The 18,296-nt window shown below is 59.3% G+C and carries 19 protein-coding genes; 15 read left to right on the top strand and 4 right to left on the bottom strand.

Translation table 11 applies throughout. The features are described from left to right. Positions 1–53 precede the first annotated feature (53 nt). Positions 54–674, top strand: a complete 621-nt coding sequence (locus HMPREF9696_RS22245; protein ID WP_002712056.1) for a DUF968 domain-containing protein — start codon at positions 54–56, stop codon at positions 672–674. Between the two features lie 11 nt (positions 675–685). On the opposite strand, the gene HMPREF9696_RS05915 is transcribed toward HMPREF9696_RS22245, so the two are convergent. After that, a complete protein-coding gene (locus tag HMPREF9696_RS05915; RefSeq protein ID WP_002712055.1) occupies positions 686–910 on the bottom strand; it encodes a helix-turn-helix domain-containing protein in 225 nt (74 codons plus the stop codon). An 82-nt stretch (positions 911–992) separates the two neighbouring features. Between HMPREF9696_RS05915 and HMPREF9696_RS05910 the strand changes: the two genes are divergently transcribed. The 8 genes from HMPREF9696_RS05910 (at position 993) to HMPREF9696_RS05875 (ending at position 9,088) form a co-directional block, all read left to right on the top strand. Further along, entirely contained in the window at positions 993–1,454 is a 462-nt protein-coding gene (locus HMPREF9696_RS05910) for a hypothetical protein (protein WP_002712054.1), read from the top strand. Positions 1,455–1,620: 166 nt separating this feature from the next. After that, the gene (locus HMPREF9696_RS21020) at positions 1,621–2,121 is read left to right on the top strand and encodes a hypothetical protein (protein WP_002712053.1); all 501 of its coding nucleotides are present in this window, start codon (positions 1,621–1,623) and stop codon (positions 2,119–2,121) included. Between the two features lie 177 nt (positions 2,122–2,298). Next, on the top strand, positions 2,299–3,057 hold the full coding sequence (locus HMPREF9696_RS05900) for a hypothetical protein (protein ID WP_002712052.1): 759 nt from the start codon (positions 2,299–2,301) through the stop codon (positions 3,055–3,057). Between the two features lie 117 nt (positions 3,058–3,174). Then, complete coding sequence (locus HMPREF9696_RS05895) at positions 3,175–3,783, top strand: hypothetical protein (protein WP_002712051.1); 609 nt, start codon at positions 3,175–3,177, stop codon at positions 3,781–3,783. 4 nt (positions 3,784–3,787) lie between these two features. Next, on the top strand, positions 3,788–4,165 hold the full coding sequence (locus HMPREF9696_RS05890; RefSeq protein ID WP_002712050.1) for a hypothetical protein: 378 nt from the start codon (positions 3,788–3,790) through the stop codon (positions 4,163–4,165). 172 nt (positions 4,166–4,337) lie between these two features. Beyond that, on the top strand, positions 4,338–5,843 hold the full coding sequence (locus HMPREF9696_RS05885) for a glycosyltransferase family 39 protein (protein WP_040301846.1): 1,506 nt from the start codon (positions 4,338–4,340) through the stop codon (positions 5,841–5,843). Positions 5,844–6,168: 325 nt separating this feature from the next. Continuing rightward, positions 6,169–7,368 (top strand): ABC transporter substrate-binding protein, encoded by a 1,200-nt coding sequence (locus HMPREF9696_RS05880; protein WP_002712048.1) that lies wholly within the window; start codon positions 6,169–6,171, stop codon positions 7,366–7,368. A gap of 100 nt (positions 7,369–7,468) precedes the next feature. Beyond that, positions 7,469–9,088 (top strand): long-chain-fatty-acid--CoA ligase, encoded by a 1,620-nt coding sequence (locus HMPREF9696_RS05875; protein ID WP_002712047.1) that lies wholly within the window; start codon positions 7,469–7,471, stop codon positions 9,086–9,088. Positions 9,089–9,109: 21 nt separating this feature from the next. Here HMPREF9696_RS05875 and HMPREF9696_RS05870 read toward each other — a convergent pair whose 3' ends face one another. Next, positions 9,110–9,631, bottom strand: coding sequence for a winged helix-turn-helix transcriptional regulator (locus tag HMPREF9696_RS05870; protein WP_002712046.1), 522 nt, complete (start codon positions 9,629–9,631; stop codon positions 9,110–9,112). Positions 9,632–9,868: 237 nt separating this feature from the next. Between HMPREF9696_RS05870 and HMPREF9696_RS05865 the strand changes: the two genes are divergently transcribed. Both HMPREF9696_RS05865 and HMPREF9696_RS05860 read left to right on the top strand, forming a co-directional pair. Then, a complete protein-coding gene (locus tag HMPREF9696_RS05865) occupies positions 9,869–10,507 on the top strand; it encodes a 2-hydroxychromene-2-carboxylate isomerase (protein ID WP_002712045.1) in 639 nt (212 codons plus the stop codon). A 70-nt stretch (positions 10,508–10,577) separates the two neighbouring features. Next, positions 10,578–11,777 (top strand): CaiB/BaiF CoA transferase family protein, encoded by a 1,200-nt coding sequence (locus HMPREF9696_RS05860; protein WP_002712044.1) that lies wholly within the window; start codon positions 10,578–10,580, stop codon positions 11,775–11,777. A 66-nt stretch (positions 11,778–11,843) separates the two neighbouring features. On the opposite strand, the gene HMPREF9696_RS05855 is transcribed toward HMPREF9696_RS05860, so the two are convergent. Both HMPREF9696_RS05855 and HMPREF9696_RS05850 read right to left on the bottom strand, forming a co-directional pair. Next, on the bottom strand, positions 11,844–12,521 hold the full coding sequence (locus tag HMPREF9696_RS05855) for a glutathione S-transferase family protein (protein ID WP_002712043.1): 678 nt from the start codon (positions 12,519–12,521) through the stop codon (positions 11,844–11,846). Between the two features lies 1 nt (position 12,522). Then, positions 12,523–13,260 carry an SDR family NAD(P)-dependent oxidoreductase gene (locus HMPREF9696_RS05850; protein ID WP_002712042.1) on the bottom strand — a complete coding sequence of 246 codons (738 nt, stop codon included), beginning with the start codon at positions 13,258–13,260 and terminating at the stop codon, positions 12,523–12,525. Positions 13,261–13,485: 225 nt separating this feature from the next. Between HMPREF9696_RS05850 and HMPREF9696_RS05845 the strand changes: the two genes are divergently transcribed. From HMPREF9696_RS05845 to HMPREF9696_RS05830, 4 genes are read left to right on the top strand one after another with little or no spacing between them, the layout of a single operon-like run. Continuing rightward, a complete protein-coding gene (locus tag HMPREF9696_RS05845; RefSeq protein WP_040301201.1) occupies positions 13,486–15,060 on the top strand; it encodes a class I adenylate-forming enzyme family protein in 1,575 nt (524 codons plus the stop codon). A gap of 56 nt (positions 15,061–15,116) precedes the next feature. Next, a complete protein-coding gene (locus HMPREF9696_RS05840) occupies positions 15,117–15,860 on the top strand; it encodes an SDR family oxidoreductase (protein ID WP_002712040.1) in 744 nt (247 codons plus the stop codon). A 12-nt stretch (positions 15,861–15,872) separates the two neighbouring features. Further along, a complete protein-coding gene (locus HMPREF9696_RS05835) occupies positions 15,873–17,054 on the top strand; it encodes an acyl-CoA dehydrogenase family protein (RefSeq protein ID WP_002712039.1) in 1,182 nt (393 codons plus the stop codon). A gap of 20 nt (positions 17,055–17,074) precedes the next feature. Further along, positions 17,075–18,205, top strand: a complete 1,131-nt coding sequence (locus HMPREF9696_RS05830; RefSeq protein ID WP_002712038.1) for an acyl-CoA dehydrogenase family protein — start codon at positions 17,075–17,077, stop codon at positions 18,203–18,205. Positions 18,206–18,296 lie beyond the last annotated feature (91 nt).

Raw genomic sequence — 18,296 nt, 5'->3', positions numbered from 1 at the left:
ACGAAGACCTGCACGCATGCGCAACCAGAATTCTCAAAGCAAAAAATCGCCTTATGACGAATGATGCGAAGCTCATAGAGCAAGCATTCAGCGATAAGATGGCTGCGCTTCAAGACCAAGAACGTGAAAGCTCTACTCACCCAACGATTTCAGACAGCGCACCGAATGACGATACTCGATTGACATCCCGACATATCTCAACGTCTGTTAGATCTCCGAAGGCCCGACGGAAAGAGTCAAGAAATAAGAAACGAACCCGAGAGCGCATCGCACCCGGCCTGGAGTTTGTTGAAACAATCGCGACAACTCCGTTTGTCGATGCTAAAATGCCAAAGATCGACAAAAGCGAACTCGCATTGAGCGAACCGCGACGACTTCGCGACAAGGTCCATTTACGGTTTGTCGCCTCGCAGCCTTGCCTGATCTGTGAACGATCTCCCTCCGACGCCCATCATTTAAGGTTTGCGCAACCTCGGGCCATGGGTCGCAAGACCAGTGATGAGTTTACGGTGCCGCTTTGTCGGGCTCATCACCGGGAAAATCACCGTACGGGAAGGGAAGAGATCTGGTGGCAAAGCAAAGGGATCGAGCCGCTTTCGGTAGCCACAGAGCTTTGGCGGGTTTCCCGTTCGTCGCAGTCTAATCGGGTTCGGCACGGTAATATTTCGCCATAAGAGAATTCGCCTTAGCGGCCGCGCCCCGCCGTCGGTCTCAACAGGTCTAAATGGCTGATACCAAGTGCGGTAGCCAGTTCGTAGAGCGTGACGACAGTCGGGTTGCGGCGGCCTCCCTCCAGCCCACTGATGTATTGTTGGCTGAAGCCGGAAAGCGCGCTGAATTCCTCCTGGGTCAGTCCTTTCGAAAGCCTGATCCTTTTGAAATTTTCCCCTACTAGCTTGCGCATATCCATGCGGACATCGTGCAAGAGGTATGTACTTTAATGTTACCAACTATAATATGTAAAGCTCATGGGATTGTACGAGGGAAATGGCATGAAGCTATTCAAAGGGGCATGGCTCGTTAGCGGCGCGATCGCGCTAGCTGGTTGCGCGGTGCAGCGCGCGGTCGTCGCGCAGGGCGCGCAGGAAAAGATGGTTGGCCTGCGTCGGGAGCAAGTCTTGGCTTGTATGGGCCCGCCCTCAACCAAAGCGGCCGAAGGAGCGACGGAAGTTTGGTCATACGGATCCGGCAATGACCGCACAACCACAATTGGCACGGGCTTTGCGCAGACCAATGGATCGATCTCGGGCGAGCGGCGAGGCAATCAGTTCTCAGCGACCGGTGCGGCCACGACGACGAGCCTTGCCACCATAAATTCCAGCCGAAGGTTTTGCACCGTGAACGTGGTGATGACGGACGGCCGGGTATCAAAGCTCAACTACGCTGGACCGACTGGCGGCATTCTCACTGGTAGTGAGCAATGCGCGTTCGCCGTTCAGAACTGCATACAATGAAGAATTACCAATGCTTCCCGTTCCTACTCGCGAAATAACCTGCTCCAGGTGTGGGGCTATTAACCGCCTTGGTGCCTACGGTGTGACCAAGCTGCCTCATTGCGGCAAGTGTCGATCCGCTCTGCCAGAAGGCTTGAGAAAACGCCTTCTGCGCCGAGTCTATGCAATGCGATATTTTATCACGATCGCGGTTGGACTGGGCTTGCTTGCCACCATAAAGCCGTCCGTTCTGACAGATTGGATTTCAGACGGGTCAACAAGAACCGCGACACCTTCCGTCGCCTGCACCAGCTATCTGCAACCGCAAAGCGGACTTTATGCAAACTATGACAGGTCAGCTAGGGTTTCTCCGCTCATCATTCGGACACGGCCGGGCGGGTCCTATTTCATCAAACTTGAGGATGCCGTCACCGCAAAAACAATCATGACATTCTATCTGCGCGGCGGTGAGACCTTTGAACAGGATGTGCCGGAAGGCACTTTTGTTCTGAAGTACGCTACTGGAGAAATCTGGTGCGGAGAAAAAGGGTTGTTTGGCCCATCAACTTCGACCAGCAAAGCAGACCGGATTTTTGAGTTTACAGAGACACGAGGCTATACGGTCGAGTTGATTTCAAGGAGGGACGGAAACCTCAGAACCAATGCAATCGACCGCAGTCAGTTTTGAACGTTGCCGACATTCCGATGGATAGCCAGGGCAGGCCGTCGGAAAACTTTAGACATAACGTCTTACAGATCGACTGTTCACAAAATAATGATGTGGATAACAGAATCCATTCAAAGTTACGCCGGAACGATTGCTTCGGAATAACTCCTTTGATTCTCGTTAATCCATCGGTGCTCGATGCCGACGCTATACAAAGCTCAACTGGCCGAAAAATCTTCCTATGAAACCGACGCGGTATATATTCGCGGATGGTTGTCGGAACATTTTGCTGACGTTTTAGGGATACTCCACTTTGACGACGAGCACGGGAAGCTGGGCGATTTCGAGCGGAGATTCGACGACAGCATCCAAGAGGCCACTAACGACTTGCTTGAGGAAATTTCGAGCATTCTGTTCGAAGCCCTCTGTCGCATGGACACCATGCCGGTTGGCGTGATGATGGCAACCCTGACCAAAATTGCAAAGCAACCTGCTTTAGGACTGAGTGCCACGCTACCCGGAGCGGTCGATTGGTTGCTCGCATGCCACTATCAACGCGGCGAAGAAAAGCCAGGCACTTTTTGGCAGGATGCGATACGCATTTCTGCTAAGGGTTTGGAGGCTCCCCAACCGCCAACTGAGTTCGGACTCAGGAATTCTGCCATTCGGGCGCAAGGAACCGTTCGACAATGGCGACGCAAAGGCCGCCCCCAGATTGATGCCCACGAAACTTTAGCCGCGAATCTCGGTTCGATCTTCCTTCGGTATCAATCTCGTATCACGCGAGTAACGGACGTTGGGACGCCGGAGGGGAGCGTCTCCAAAGAACGCGGCGATTTCCTCGATTTTGTCGAATCGGTTCTTCCGCCGCTTAATACGGTATTGCGAAAGCGCGATCTGGCGCGAGTAACGCCGCTCACGATTGTGCGTCAAGCCACCCGGATCTACCGGCGCTAGAGTCCCGACGGAAGCGTCTACCCAGTTTTTCCCATAAAGGATGCTCGCCTCTGCGGGACATTTCTTGATTCTGTAGGTCGCTAGCGAATCCAACCAGTGACTTGCAGGAGATGAACCGTGAGCAATGATGTAAAACCGACTACTCCCTCAACTAAGTCGTCGCGCTCAAAGTGGCCGAAGTTCATTCAAAAGAACTTCGTCTTCCCGCCACTGCTGCCGGATGAAAATGAGGAGGATTTCGAAGAGCTGTTTGACAGCCTCGTCAAGGCGGTTGGTGCCGAAACAGTCATCGAATTCCATCAGGTGTATGATGTAGCGATCCTGACATGGGAGATTCGGCGTTACCAGCAAACTCGCATGAAGCTGATCGGGAATCACACGCGTCAGGCCGTGAAGAACACATTCGGCGTGATGCTCGCCGACCGGTCGCCGATAACGCCAGAAGCCATTTTGAAGCACGAAATCGCGGAGAAAACAGAGCGTTTCTTCTCCGATGCTCGATTCCGTGAACAGGCGGTGAATGATTTCGACAATGTTGACTATTCAATTGAAGCAGCGACATTCGCACAGGCGTTGCCGGAGATCGTCGCAATCGAACGTCTGATTGCATCGGCCCAGAAGCGCCTGCTGTCGTTCCTCGGCAATCTTGAGAAGCGGTGTGAAGCGCGCGCCAAAGAACTGGCAAAGGCTACGGCTAAAATGTCTGACGGCACCCCCGGGACGTAAGGAAATGGCATCAGAAAAGCAAATAGCCGCCAACCGGAAAAATGCCACCAAGAGCACCGGGCCGCGCACAAAAAGAGGCAAAGCGCGTTCAAAAATGAACGCGCTTCGCCACGGCTTGGCCACGAGCAACTTGATTGACGCATCCAATCGGAACGAAAAGACTTTCGCTTCAGAATCCTGGGAACGGCTGGTGGCCGAAAATTTCGAAGTTCTTCAGAAAATCCGCGCCGAGCGCACGAGGCTGATAGATCAAATCTTCAATGCGGCTTCATCCCCCAACGATAACAGCGAGGTGCTAGGCAGGATTACCGCACTGCAGCGCTACGAGGGAAAGGCTTACGCGATCCAAAAAAAGCTGCATTATCGATCCGACCAATCCTGAACGTAGGCACTTACTCTCGACTCCAAAGCTGCAGAACGAACCCAATTTTGTCGAACAAGGCAAGTTTCTTGCCCGAACGAGTTTGGAGGCGCCGGTAAGTGAAATGGCGTCAGCTAGGCAAAATCGCCATAACGGGGAAGCTGCGTTGCCCGCTCTGCCGCAACATGTCGCCGTGGCCACGCTTCTCGACAGATGGCTCGATGGCGTCGAGGACAGGTGGGGCGTTCCGCTGCTGCTCGCGATTTTTGTGGTCCTGTGGACTGCCTTTCTCGCGCTCGCTTACCAGAATGCCGACCTGCACCCCGATGTTATCGAAGCCTGGGCCACTGGGCGGGTGCTGGACTGGGGCGGAGCCAAGCATCCGCCGTTGATGGGCTGGGTGACCCATCTCTGGACGCTGGTATTTCCGGTCCGCGACTGGTCATTTCACCTGCTCTCGATGGTCAACGCAGCGGCCGCGCTCTGGATCGTTGATCTCATCGCGCGGCGGTTTGTCCGCGGTGACAAGCGCGCCATCATCCTGCTGCTTTTGCTGCTGCTGCCGGTCTATCAGTTTCAGGCGCAGCGCTTTAACGCGAACTCCGTCTTGTTCGCGGTATGGCCGCTGGCGATCTATTGCTTTCTGCGGTCGTTCGAGACCCGGCATGCCGCGTGGGCTGTCGCAGCCGGTCTTGCGAGCGCGCTTGCGATCCTCGGGAAGTACTATTCCGCATTCCTGATTGCCGGGTTTGTCTTTGCCGCGATCTGTCACCCCGCGCGCCGCGCATACTTTCTCTCGTCGGCGCCGTGGATTTCGGCGCTTGCCGGGCTCGCCTTGCTGGCACCGCACGTCCACTGGATGCTCACGTCAGGCACGAGTCCGCTGGGCTACGCTCTGGCGGTCCATGGCGGCCTGAGCAGGGGACGCGCCATCGTCTCCAGCCTGAACTTCCTGCTCGGGCTGGCAGCGACGCTGGCCCTGCCGATGACGATATGGGCGATCATGATCCGGACGCGGATCGGGGCCTATATCAGGGGCTTCAGGCCGCTGGATGACGGTCTGTATTTGCTGCTGTTGGTCGCCATCGGTGCGATCGCTGCTCCGCCTCTTGTCAGCCTTGTGCTGAAAAGCTCGCTGACAGCGGTCTGGGCGGCGCCGGGACTGTTTGTGTTCGTTCTGGTTGCGGTCTGCGCGGCCCGATTTTCGGTTGACCGGGCCGAGACACGGCGGCTCGCCGCCGGGATTCTCGCACTGACGATGATCGCGGTTTTACTCGCTCCCGTTCACGCCTGGTACCGGAACGGCCATCCCTTCAGCGAAGGCCGGAATTATTACAGTCTTGCCGCGGTGCAGGTGATGCAACGCTGGCGGCAGGCATCGCATATGCCTCTCAGGACTGTCAGCGGAGACAAGCTGACGATGGCGCTGGCGTTTTACTCTCCGGACCGTCCGGAATTCACAGTGCCGTTCGGTCAGGACTATGTCTGGCAAATGCCGTCGGCGGCGACGCTGCGAGAGGGATGGGCGAGCATGTGTCTGCCGGATGAGGCGACATGCCTGATCTGGTTGAAGCAGGTCGCGGCAGCCGCGCCGGGGGCGGCAACATTCGATTTTGTCGTTACCCCAAGGTTTTTGGGGCAGGCGGGCGTGCCGGCGCGGATTGTGGCGCTCGTCCTGCCTCCATCTGCTGCGCGCTAGTTCATCATCGCATCCCAGTTGAACGGATAATCCTCCCGTAGTCGCCTGCGGGAGCCTCGGCCGCATCTTCAACGATCATTACAGTTTTAAAAAAGAACTGTAATTTGACGATGACGGACATCGGGAATTCCGATGAGAGTCCAAAAAGATAGCTCAAAATTCGACAATATCACGCCGGTGGCATCGCCGTCATCGCGCTGTATGGACTTGACCAGTTCAAAAATAGAACTGTAACATCCTGACAAAACAGCGCCCAAAGGCGCAGTGCATCAGCAACGCCGGCTTCGTCATCATGGCGCGACGGCTGCTTCAGGGGAGGGTCAAGATGTTGAAGAGCTTCAGGCTTGCGTCGGCATTTGTTCTGGCGTTGTCGGGTACGGCCGTTGCGGCCGACGCGCCCGGCGTGACGGCGACCGAAATCAAGGTCGGCGGCGTGTTTCCGTTCAGCGGTCCGGCTTCCGTGATCGGACTCGTGGGGCGGGGTGTTCTTGCCTATGTGCAATCGGTCAACGACCGCGGCGGCATCAATGGCCGCAAGATCAACTACATCGCCTATGACGATGCCTACAGCCCGCCAAAAGCGGTGGAGCATGTCCGCAAGCTGGTCGAAAGCGACGAGGTCGCCTTCATGTTCGGTCAGTTGGGAACGCCCGGAAACACCGCGACGGCAAAGTATCTGACGAGCAGGGGCGTGCCCGCGCTCGGCATCGTCAGCGGCTCGAACAAGTTCACCAACGTCAAGGATTTCCCCCTGACCACCACAAGCCTTGTCAGCTTCGACACCGAGGGAAAGATCTACGCCAAGTACCTGAACAAGACTCTGCCCAACGCCAAGTACGCGATCCTGTATCAGAACGACGATCTCGGAAAGGACTACGTCAACGCCTTCAAGGAACTGATGAAGGGCGAGTTCGACAAGCGCGTGGTCACCGCCGCTTACGAGATCGCGGACCCGACAGTGGACTCGCAAATCGTCAACTTCAAGAGCGCGGGCGCCGAAGCTCTGCTCGTTGCCGGAACGCCGAAGTTCGCCGCCCAGGCCATTCGCAAAGCCTCCGAGATCGGGTGGAAGCCGCTGCTGATCGTGAACTACCCGTCGAGTTCTGTTGGCGGCACCTTGAAGCCGGCCGGTCTGGACAAATCCGTTGGCGTCATTGCCGGCACAATGACGAAGGATCCCACGGATTCGAAATGGGACAACGACAAGGGCATGAAGGACTATCGCGCCTTCATCGACAAATACATGCCCGGCGTTGACATCTCCGACACCAACTACATCTTCGGCTACACGCAGGGGATGATCCTCGAGCAGATCATCAAGCAGTGCGGCAACGATCTGTCGCGCGCGAACATCCTCAAGCAGGCGAAGAACCTCAAGAATATCGCCCTGCCGACGGCGCTGCCGGGCGTGCTGGTCAACACGAGCGACACGGTCAACCAGGACTTCACGCAGATGCGGCTGCAGCGCTGGACCGGCCAGAACTGGGATCAGTTCAGCGACGTCCTCGACGCGACGTCGGAATAGTTTCACTGAAACGAAGCCGGCGTCTTTCATGGCGCCGGCTTTTTTGCGGGCAAATCGGAAGACAGTGTGTAATTCAGGGAGAATTGGCGTGAAGGGCTTAATGCAAAATCAGCCGCTGCTGTTGTCGTCATTCTTGCGGCATGCAGACCGCTTCCACGCCGATACCGAGATCGTCTCGCGGACTGTCGAAGGTCCAATCCATCGCTACACCTATCGCGATGCAGCCCGCCGCACCCGGCAACTCGCCAGTGCCTTGCGGCAGTGGGGCGTGAGGCACAGCGACCGCGTGGCCACGCTGGCGTGGAACAACTATCGGCATTTTGAACTTGAGCACGCCGTTACGGGCATGGGCGCGATCTGGCACGCCATCAATCCGCGATTGATCCCTGCGCAGCTCATCTACATCGCCAATCATGCGGAGGACAAAGTCCTTTTCTTTGAAAGCTCGTTTCTGCCGCTGGTGGAAAAGCTCGCGCCGGATCTCCCGACAGTCCGCCTTTTGGTCCTGATGGTGGACAGGGACGCGATGCCCGCCGCGACCACCATTCCAGATCTGCAGTGCTACGAGGATTTCATCGCCACGGGCGATCCGGATTTCGTCTGGCCGGAGTTCGACGAACTGTCGGCGTCGTCGCTGTTCTATACATCAGGAACGACGGGCAATCCCAAGGGCGTGCTCTATTCGCATCGCTCGGACGTGTTGCACTGCCTGACCTCGAGCGGCGCCTACAGTTTCGGATTGACGGTGCAGGATACGGTGTTGCCGATGACACCGATGTTTCATGCCAACGGCGCCTGGGGCTTTACCTATACACCGCCGATGGTCGGGGCCAAGCTGGTGCTGCCGGGACCGAAGCTCGATGCCGCCAGCATCGCCGAACTGATCGAAAGCGAAGGCGTGACCCTGACCGCCGGCGTTCCGACGCTTTACACCAAGCTGTTGCAACATTTCACGGAGCAGGGACGCGGCGCCAGTACACTGAAGCGGATCGCGGTGGCGGGATCGGCGCCGGCACCCAGCATGATGGAAGGCTTCGAGCGCCTCGGCGTGTCGGTCAATCACATCTGGGGCATGACGGAAACAAGCCCGACCGGCACAACGCCGCAGCCGTCGCGCAAGGTGGCGAAGGCGTCTGCCGAGGAACAACTCCGCCGCAAGACAATGCAGGGACAGCCGCTATACGGTGTCGATGTGAAAATCGCCGATGAAAACGGCGGCGAACTGCCGCGGGATGGCAAATCCAGCGGCCGCCTGATGGTCCGCGGTCCGTGGGTTCTCAGCGGTTACTACCGCGATGAAAAGCCGTTGCTGGAAGATGGATGGTTCAACACCGGCGATCTCGCGGTGATGGACGAGGACAATTACATCCAGATTACCGACCGCGCGAAAGACGTCATCAAGTCCGGCGGCGAGTGGATCAGCTCGATCGACGTCGAGAATCTGGCGATCGGCTGCCCCGGCGTCGCGGAAGCCGCCGTGATCGGCATTCCGCATCCCCAGTGGGAAGAGCGTCCGCTGCTTGTTGTGGTGCCGGCGGCATCGGAGCCCGCCACCGCGAAGTCGATCTTTGCGTTTCTGGAAGGCAAGATCGCCAAATGGTGGATGCCGGACGACATCATCTTTATCGACGCGCTGACATATGGCGCCACCGGCAAGGTGCAGAAAATGGAACTGCGCAACCGGTTCGCCGGCCACTACATGTCGCAGAAGAGCGCTTGATTTGTGCAGGGGCCGCGCCGCTCAGGCGGCGCGTGCCTTGCGCGGCGTCTTGGCCTTCGCGGTCTTGGCTGGCTTCGGAGAATCGATTTTCGGACGCGCGCCAGGGCCGGGATGGACATGAACTTCCTTGGCCAGCAGCGGCTCGCCGCATTCGGAGCAGACCGTCACGGGATTGAACATATGCCCGCACTTCTGATGTTCATGGAGAAGAGGGCGGCCGCGCTCGTCGACCATGTGGATATCGCCCCAGTGAACGATCGCCATCATGATCGGGTAGAGGTCGAGGCCCTTCTGGGTCAGGATATATTCGTGCCGCTTGGGAGATTCCTGATAGACGACTCGGCGCAGGACGCCGAGACGGACGAGCTTCTTGAGGCGTTCGGCCAGAAGATGCCGGGTGATCCCGAGCGCGGACTGGAAGGCCTCGAACCGGCGGGTGCGCAGGAAACATTCGCGCAGGATGAGAAGGCTCCAGCGGTCGCCGATAACGCCGATGGTGCGGGCCATGGAACACGGCTCTTCTTCAAGTTCGTCCCATCTCATAAAGTCGTCTCCGGTTCGCAGGCGAGTGGTCAATTCAAATATAACCTGCCGGCGCACCATTCTAAATAGGTACTGAGTTGGACCAAAGTCCTATTTTGGGCATTTTGGTCGAAATTTCTGGCCGGAAGCGGTTCGGAAATTGACAGTTCAATTTTAGAACTCTATGAAGAGTCCGTCGCTCCAAACAAGGGCGTCGGCTTAAATGCGCCCGGGAAGAGTGGCAAAAGGAGGAAAGCAGTGACAAGTCCCTTGAAGGTCGAGTTTCAGTTCGATTTCGGCAGCCCGAATGCCTATCTGGCGGAATACGCGCTGCCGGGCATCGAGAAGCGCACCGGCGTGAAGTTCGACTATGTTCCGGTCCTCCTCGGCGGCATCTACAAGGCGACCAACAACATGTCGCCGTTCGATTCGCTGCGCGGCATCAAGAACAAGCCGGAATATAACGCGCTTGAAACCCAGCGCTTCATCCGCCGGCACAACATCACCAAATTCAGGCAGAACCCGTTCTTTCCGGTCAACACGCTGATGCTGATGCGCGGCGCGTGGGCGGCCCGGTTCGAGAACGTGTTCGAGCCGTATTTCCGCGCGGCCTACCACCATATGTGGGAAGAGCCGAAGAAGATGGACGACGTCGAGACGTTCCGCGCCGCGTTCATTTCATCGGGCATCGATATCGACAAGCTGATCGCGCGTGCACAGCAGGACGATGTGAAGAAGAAACTGATCGAGGTCACCACCGATGCCGTCAATCGCGGCGCGTTCGGCTCGCCGACCTTCTTTGTCGGCACCGAAATGTTCTTCGGCAAGGACCAAGTCCGCGATGTCGAGGATTCGATTGTCGAGCAGCTTGGTGCGGCAAAGACAAAGTCAGCCTGAATCGGACTGACGGCCGGGCGTCTCGGCGCCCGGCGAATATAGAAGCATCCTCACGGTAGGGAAGAAGCCAATGTCCGGTCCATTGAATGGTGTTCGGGTTCTCGATCTGACGGCGGTGGTGTCGGGTCCTTACGCCACGATGTTTCTGGCGGATCAGGGCGCGGACGTGCTCAAGATCGAGCCGATCAGCGGCGACGGCACACGGCGAAGCCGGAACCTGATCGACGCGGCGGGCGAGTTCTCGGCGCTGTTCGTCTCGTGCAACCGCGGCAAGCGCTCTCTGTCCATCGACATCAAGAGCGAGACAGGGCGCGAGGTGCTGGCGAAGCTGGCCTCGCAGGCCGATGTGCTGGTGCAGAACTTCCGTCCCGGCACCATGGAGCGGCTCGGGCTCGGCCACGAGGAATTGCGCAAGAAGTATCCGCGCCTGATCTATGTCTCGATCAGCGGCGTGGGCGACAGCGGGCCTTACGTCAAGAAGCGGGTCTACGATCCGATCATTCAGGGCCTGTCGGGCTTTGCCGACATCCAGTCGCAGCCGGTGACCAACCGGCCGCAGATGATCCGCACCATTGTCTGCGACAAGACCACCTCGGTGTTCACCGCGCAGGCGGTGTCGTCGGCGCTCTACGCCCGGGAGAAGACCGGGCAGGGCGACCACATCCAGGTTGCGATGCTCGACACCATGATCTCGTATCTGTGGCCGGAAGGCATGATGCAGTACACGGTGGTGGGGCAGGAGGCGGCTGTCGGCGATCCCAACGACCGGCCCGATCTCGTGTTCCAGACGCTGGACGGTTACATCACCGCCGGCACCATTTCGGATTCCGAGTGGCAGGGCTTCTGCAAGGCCTCCGGCGATCCGGAACTTGCCAAGGACGAGCGCTTCGCGACGCCGAGCGCGCGGTTCATCAACGCCACCGCGCGGATCAACAAGATGCAGGAATATATCAGCCAGCGCACCACCGCCGAATGGCTGGAGCGTCTCGACGCGGCCGACGTGCCGTGCTCGCCGATCCTGCGCCGGGCCGAGATCATCACCAACGATCAGGTGGTTGCGCGGGGCCTGATCGAGGAGTTCGACCAGCCGACGGTGGGCCGTGTGCGCCAGCCGAAGCCCGCGGCGATCTTCGAGGTCAACAAGGCCGCGATCGGCGGTCCGGCGCCGCGCGTCGGCGAACATTCGCGCGATGTCCTGCGCGAACTCGGCTATGCCGACGCCGCCATCGACAAGATGGTCGCAAGCAAGGCTGTCAGGGTCGCGCCGTAGGCCAGGAATGAAAATAAAAAAGACCGCTGAAAATCAGCGGTCTTTTTTTATCGTCTGTCTTGCAGGTCAGGCTGCCGGGCGTTTCACCGGTTCTCCGGGTGCGGGGGGAACATTCGCGGCGTTGCCGCGCTGATAGCCCGGCCGCTGCTGGATACGCGCCAGATAAGGTTTGGCGATATCGCAGATACCGACTTCGTAGGCGATCGCCCATTCGAGGCATGTGGTCAGCAAGATGTCCGCGCTGGTGAACTGATCGCCCATCAGGAAGGTACGGCCATCCTCGAGCGCCACTTCGACATGGCGGAGCTGTTCGCGGAAATACTCGCCGGCCTTCGCCGTGACCTCGGGCGCAACGCCATAGATGTGTCCGAGCGCACCGGCGCTGTGACGGCGCATCACATAGAGGCTGGTGGAGTCGAGTTCGGTGACGATGAAGAAGCACCACTCCAGCCATTTGGCATAGGCCTGCTTGTCGTCGGGAATAAGCGAGGCCTCCCGCGTGCCGTAGGTGCGCGCGAGATAGGCGACGATGGCGGCGCTTTCTCCGATGGAGAAGTTGCCATCCTGCAGCATCGGGACTTTCTGGCGCGGATTGAGCTTGGTGTATTCGGCAGTCTTGGTTTCGCCGGTGCGCGGGCCGATGGCGTAGGTCGTGTACTTCAAGCCGAGCTCCGCCATGGCCCAGTGGGGCCTGACGGTGCGGCTGGTTCCCACGCCCCAGAGGGTGAGATCCGGACTGGCCATGTCACCATGTCTCCACGGACGGGCGCAGATCCATTTCGTGGGTCCATCCGTCCCGCTTCTGATGATGCGCGAACCAGTAGGCATCGGCAATGGAGTCGGTTTTGGTCAGGCTGTCTGCCGGAATGTCGCTGGCCTCGATGCCCTTGGCAGCCTTCATCCGCTGATGGATGGCCTCGCTGTCGACGGCGGCGTCAATCAGAAGATGGACGACATGGATGTTCTTGGGTCCAAGCTCGCGGGCCATGGCCTGAGCCACGGCGCGCAGGGCGAACTTGGCCGATGCGAAGGCCGCAAAACCCTTGCCGCCGCGCACGCTTGCGGTGGCACCGGTGAACAGGATCGTACCATGACCACGGGGGACCATGTACTTCGCCGCTTCCCGCCCGACCAGAAATCCGCCGAGGCAGGCCAGTTCCCATGCCTTGAAGAACAGCTTTTCACTGGTGTCGAGCAACGGCTTGTTGACGTTGGAGCCGGCATTGTAGAGGCACACCTCGATCGGGCCGATCTCCTTTTCGATCTTGGCGAACATGGCCTGCACATCGGCTTCCTGCCGGGCATCGACGCTGATGGCGTGGACCTCGTGGCCCTCCGCTTTCATCTCGTCCACAAGCCCCTGCGATTTGGCCGCTTCCCTGCGGGCTACGCAAACCTTGTAGCCGCCGCGCGCGAAACGCCGGGCGACCGCTGCGCCGATGGCGTCACCTGCGCCGACCAGCAAAACCACTCCCTGTGCCAAAATCCCCTCCGTATAAGTTCTTATTTGGTACTTAACTGAATACAGCGACTCACCGGCCTTGTAAACGGCTATCGGCGGCTGGGTTTGCTTGATCAGTGCTATCGGCAGTCTTTTTGAGGTCCGCGCATACGTGTTCCGCGGTGCATCAAATCCGATTGACTAGTTCCAAAAAAGAACGATAGTTGGCCGTGCGATCAAGGCCGCCTCCGAAGCGGCCGCAAAGCAATGCCGGAGGATGAATTGGCCCGCGCTCACGACGACGGATTTGATGTTGCCGACATTCTGAACGAATTGCCAGAGCGGCTCCATGACACCATGGCCCGCGCCGTCGTGGCGACTCCCGATCATCCGGCCCTGATCGAAGATGCGCGGACCTGGTCCTACCGGCAACTGGCTGACAATGTCGAACAGACCGCTGCGTCATTGACCGCACTCGGGATTCGCCCGGGTGACCGGATGATGATCGTGAGCGAGAACAGCATCGCGCTGGTGGCGCTGCTGCTGGCGGCGAGCAAGATCAACGCCTGGGCCATTGTCGTGAACCCGCGGCTTTCGCCGCGCGAACTTGACCAGATTCGGGATCACAGCGGATCGCGCCGGATGTTTTTCACGGTGGAGGTCTCCGCGGAAGCGGCCAACCACGCACAGCGCGTCGGCGCGCAGACTCTCAAAGTCGGCCCGCTCGAAGGCATCGGCGTGAGCGCTCTGAACGAGGCGACCAATCCGGAGCCGGTGGAAAGAGATCCGGCCAAACAGGTCGCCGTGCTGATCTATACGTCGGGCACCACGGGCACGCCGAAGGGTGTCATGCTCACCCATGAAAACCTGCTGTTCAGCGCGAAGACCACAGCGCTGCTCCGGAAAATGGACAATCGCGACAAGCTCTATGTCGTGCTGCCGATCTCGCACATTGTCGGTGTGTCGCTCACGCTCATGACGCTGATGACGGGCGGCACTGTCCGGCTGGTCAGCAAGTACGATCCGGCGGCGCTGGCAAAGGCCATCGCCGAAGAGGGAATCACCATTCTCAACGGCGTCCCGGCGACATATCAGCGCCTGCTCGAATACAAGACGCTGTCCGGTTCGGCGAAATTGAACAAGGGTTCGCTGCGCTACATCGGTGTCGCCGGCGCTCCGCTCGATCCCGACTTGAAATCGCGTGTCGAGGCCGAACTCGGCCTGTCGTTGCTGAACGGCTACGGCATCACCGAATGTGCCCCCGGCATTTCCGGCGTCAGAATCGAAGCGCCGCGCAACGACAGCGCGGTGGGGCAGATCGTGCCCGGTGTCGAGGCGCGCATCATTGATCGCGACGGCAAGCCGGCTGCTGGCGGCGCGGTGGGCGAACTGCATGTCCGTGGCCGCAATGTCATGCGCGGATACTATCGCGCTCCCGATTTGACGGAGAAGGCTATCGACCGCGACGGCTGGTTCAACACCGGCGATCTCGCTTATGTCGATGGCGACTGCATGTTTATCGTCGGACGAACCAAGGAAATGATCATCCGCTCGGGCTTCAACGTCTATCCGGCGGAAGTGGAGGCGGTGCTGAGTGCGCATGAGGACGTTGTGCAGTCCGCAGTGGTCGGGCGCGCGGCTGACGGCAACGAGGAAGTGGTTGCTTTCGTTCAGTTGCTGAAGGGATCGAAGGTCACGCCGTCTGATCTGATGAACTTCGCAGGCAGGCAGCTCACATCCTACAAGCGTCCGTCCCAGATCATCGTGCTCGACGCCTTGCCCGCGACCTCCACCGGAAAGATCCTGAAACACAAGCTCGCGGAATCCCTGCGCGGCTCCTGACGTTCGGGCTTCGCATACTTAATCTATGAAATTGGCTCTGGCCTGGGAGAAAGACCTTGCAGAAACGTAACGCAACCGTAGCCGTGATCGGCGCCGGAGATTTCATCGGCGGCGAAATCGCCAAGAAGTTCGCAGCCGAAGGCTTCACTGTCTTCGTCGGCCGCCGTCAGGGCGAGAAGCTCGCTCCGCTGGTGAAGGAGATCGAGGCCGCCGGCGGTACGGTGTTCGCCCGTTCGCTGGATGCGCGCAAGGAAGAGGAGATGATCTCGTTCATCTCTGACGCAGACAAGCATGCGCCGCTCGAGGTGTGCGTTTTCAACATCGGCGCGAACGTCAATTTCCCGATTCTCGACACCACCGAGCGTGTGTTCCGGAAGGTATGGGAAATGGCCTGCTATTCGGGCTTCCTTGCCGGGCGTGAGGCGGCGCGGGTGATGCTGCCGCGCGGCAAGGGCAACATCTTCTTTACCGGCGCGACAGCCAGCCTGCGCGGCGGTTCGGGCTTTGCGGCGTTCGCCAGCGCCAAGTTCGGCCTGCGTGCCGTAGCCCAGTCGATCGCGCGCGAACTCGGACCGAAGAATATCCATGTCGCCCATCTCATCATCGACTCCAGCGTCGACACCGAATGGGTTCGTCAGTTGATTGCCAACCGCGAAGGCAAGGAAGCGATCGAAAACCTCGATCCGAACCGCCTGATGCGTCCCGCCGCCGTCGCCGAAACCTATTGGCAGCTCTACCAGCAGCCGCGCGACGCCTGGACGTTTGAAACCGAAATCCGTCCGTTCGGCGAGAAGTGGTAACGGAGACGTCCGATGGAGCTGAAACTTTCCAAAGAGGACGAGGCGTTTCGCGATGAGGTGAGAGCTTTCATTGCGGACAACTATCCGCAAGAAATGCGCGTGCCCAATCCGGAAACGGATCTGACCAAGGAGCAGTCGATGCTCTGGCACAAGATACTGCATAAGAAGGGCTGGATCGCTCCGTTGTGGCCGAAGGAATATGGCGGGCCCGGCTGGTCGATCACGCAGCGCTTTATCTGGGAGCAGGAGACGACGCGCGCAGGCACGCTGCCGCCGCTGGCGTTCAGCGTCACCATGGTGGGCCCGGTGATCTACACGTTCGGCAATGACGCGCAGAAGAAGAAATACCTGCCGCGTATCCTGTCGGGTGAGGATTGGTGGTGTCAGGGCTATTCGGAGCCGGGCTCCGGGTCCGATCTTGCCTCGGTTCGTACCAAGGCGGTGCGCGACGGCGATCATTACATCGTCAACGGCCACAAGACATGGACCACGCTCGCGCAGCATGCGGACTGGATTTTCTGTCTGGTCCGGACCAACCCGACGGCAAAGCCGCAGTCGGGCATTTCTTTCCTGCTGATCGACATGAAGTCGCCGGGCGTGACCGTCCGTCCGATCATCACCATCGACGGATCGCACGAGGTCAACGACGTCTTCCTCGAGAACGTCCGCGTTCCGGTCGAGAACCTGATCGGCGAGGAGAACAAGGGCTGGACCTACGCGAAATTCCTGCTCGGCAACGAGCGCACCAGCATGGCCGGCATCGGCCGCTCGATGCGCTATCTCGGCAAGCTCAAGAAAATCGTGAAGACCGAGATCGGCGAAGACGATCCAGCTTACGACGAGTTTACCAAGGACATCGCCCGCGTCGAACTCGATGTGCTTGCGCTGGAGGCGACCGAACTGCGTGTGGTTGCGCAGATGGCGCGGGGAATTGATCCCGGTCCTGCGGCATCGCTGTTCAAGATCAGGGGCACCGAAATCTTCCAGCGCATCACCGATCTGACGCACAGGGCCATCGGCAACTACGGCCTTGCGCTGCGTGAGCACCCGGCCAGCCCGAACATCTTCATGCCGGGACCGGCGGACGGCCATACGGCGCCGGAGAAGTATCTCAACGCGCGCAAGTTGAGCATTTACGGCGGGTCCAACGAAATCCAGCGCAACATCATCGCCAAGGCGGTTCTCGGCCTTTAGGGCGTTTCAGGAGATATCCGGTGGATATTCAGTTTACGGAAGAACAGGAACTCCTGCGCAGCAGCGTTCAGAAGCTGCTGCGTGACCAGTACGATTTCGACACGCGCCGCAAGATTGTCGCGAGCGAGGAGGGCTGGAGCAAGAAGCACTGGGCAACGTTCGCCGAGCTTGGATTGCTCGCCGCGCCGTTTTCCGAAGAAGCCGGCGGTCTCGGGGGCGGCAGCCTCGCCACCATGATTGTGATGCAGGAATTCGGCCGTCACCTCGTGGTCGAACCGTTCTTTGAAACGGTGGTGCTGGCTGGCGGCCTGATCGAGCAGGAGGGCACCGACGCGCAGCGCGAAGAGTTTCTGGCCCCGATCATGGCGGGCGAAGCGATCTGGGCGCTGGCCTGGACCGAGGGGCATTCCCGCTACGATCTCAACAATGTCGCAACCACCGCAAAGCGCAGCGGCGACACCTATGTCCTGAACGGCGCGAAAGCCGCCGTCATCGGCGCGCCATGGGCGGACAAGCTGATCGTCTCCGCGCGCACGCTGGGCGGGCCGCGCGATCATGCCGGTGTCAGCCTGTTCATCGTCGATCGCCAATCCGCGGGGCTTCATCTGCAGAGCTTCAAGACCATCGACGGGCGGCGCGCGGCTGAAATCACCCTCAAGGATGTGGTCGTTCCGGCCGGGCATCTGCTGGGGACGGAAGGCAAGGGCGTTGCAGCGCTTGAAGCGTGCCGGGATCGCGCCATCGCCGCACAGTGCGCCGAGGCCACCGGGGCGATGGGTGAACTCAATGCGGCGACGCTCGAATACACCAAGACGCGCAAGCAGTTCGGTGTGACGCTTGGAACTTTCCAGGTGCTGCAGCACCGGATGGTGGACATGTTCATCGCGCTTGAGGAAGCGACCTCACTGTCGCAGCACCTCAACCTGACGATGGCCGGGGGCGATCCGCAGGGATCGAAACTGGCGTCCGGGGCGAAATCCAAGATCGGCGAAGCCGCGCGGTTTGTCGGCGAGCAGGCGATCCAGCTCCATGGCGGCATGGGCATGAGCGACGAACTGAACGTCGGTCACTATTTCAAGCGCATCGCGTCGATCAATATCCAGTTCGGCGATCCGACCTATCACCTGCTGCGATACGCCCGGGCGAGCTGACCGCCGGCCCGGGAGGCTGGGTGCATGGCAGCATTGCCCGGAGCCTCCGCACTTCTTATTATATGATGATAGTAATATAATGAGATTATAT

Source organism: Afipia clevelandensis ATCC 49720 (genome assembly GCF_000336555.1).
GTDB lineage: Bacteria > Pseudomonadota > Alphaproteobacteria > Rhizobiales > Xanthobacteraceae > Afipia > Afipia clevelandensis.
The sequence above is the reverse complement of the archived record's forward strand: the minus strand, read 5'-3'. Positions and strand labels throughout refer to the sequence as shown.

What these genes read in the sequence shown, in the direction of transcription:
- HMPREF9696_RS22245 (WP_002712056.1), top strand. Translation starts at nt 54, where the DNA reads ATGACGAATGATGCGAAGCTCATAGAGCAAGCATTCAGCGATAAGATG.
- HMPREF9696_RS05915 (WP_002712055.1), bottom strand. Translation starts at nt 910, where the DNA reads ATGGATATGCGCAAGCTAGTAGGGGAAAATTTCAAAAGGATCAGGCTT.
- HMPREF9696_RS05910 (WP_002712054.1), top strand. Translation starts at nt 993, where the DNA reads ATGAAGCTATTCAAAGGGGCATGGCTCGTTAGCGGCGCGATCGCGCTA.
- HMPREF9696_RS21020 (WP_002712053.1), top strand. Translation starts at nt 1,621, where the DNA reads ATGCGATATTTTATCACGATCGCGGTTGGACTGGGCTTGCTTGCCACC.
- HMPREF9696_RS05900 (WP_002712052.1), top strand. Translation starts at nt 2,299, where the DNA reads ATGCCGACGCTATACAAAGCTCAACTGGCCGAAAAATCTTCCTATGAA.
- HMPREF9696_RS05890 (WP_002712050.1), top strand. Translation starts at nt 3,788, where the DNA reads ATGGCATCAGAAAAGCAAATAGCCGCCAACCGGAAAAATGCCACCAAG.
- HMPREF9696_RS05880 (WP_002712048.1), top strand. Translation starts at nt 6,169, where the DNA reads ATGTTGAAGAGCTTCAGGCTTGCGTCGGCATTTGTTCTGGCGTTGTCG.
- HMPREF9696_RS05875 (WP_002712047.1), top strand. Translation starts at nt 7,469, where the DNA reads ATGCAAAATCAGCCGCTGCTGTTGTCGTCATTCTTGCGGCATGCAGAC.
- HMPREF9696_RS05870 (WP_002712046.1), bottom strand. Translation starts at nt 9,631, where the DNA reads ATGAGATGGGACGAACTTGAAGAAGAGCCGTGTTCCATGGCCCGCACC.
- HMPREF9696_RS05860 (WP_002712044.1), top strand. Translation starts at nt 10,578, where the DNA reads ATGTCCGGTCCATTGAATGGTGTTCGGGTTCTCGATCTGACGGCGGTG.
- HMPREF9696_RS05855 (WP_002712043.1), bottom strand. Translation starts at nt 12,521, where the DNA reads ATGGCCAGTCCGGATCTCACCCTCTGGGGCGTGGGAACCAGCCGCACC.
- HMPREF9696_RS05845 (WP_040301201.1), top strand. Translation starts at nt 13,486, where the DNA reads ATGCCGGAGGATGAATTGGCCCGCGCTCACGACGACGGATTTGATGTT.
- HMPREF9696_RS05835 (WP_002712039.1), top strand. Translation starts at nt 15,873, where the DNA reads ATGGAGCTGAAACTTTCCAAAGAGGACGAGGCGTTTCGCGATGAGGTG.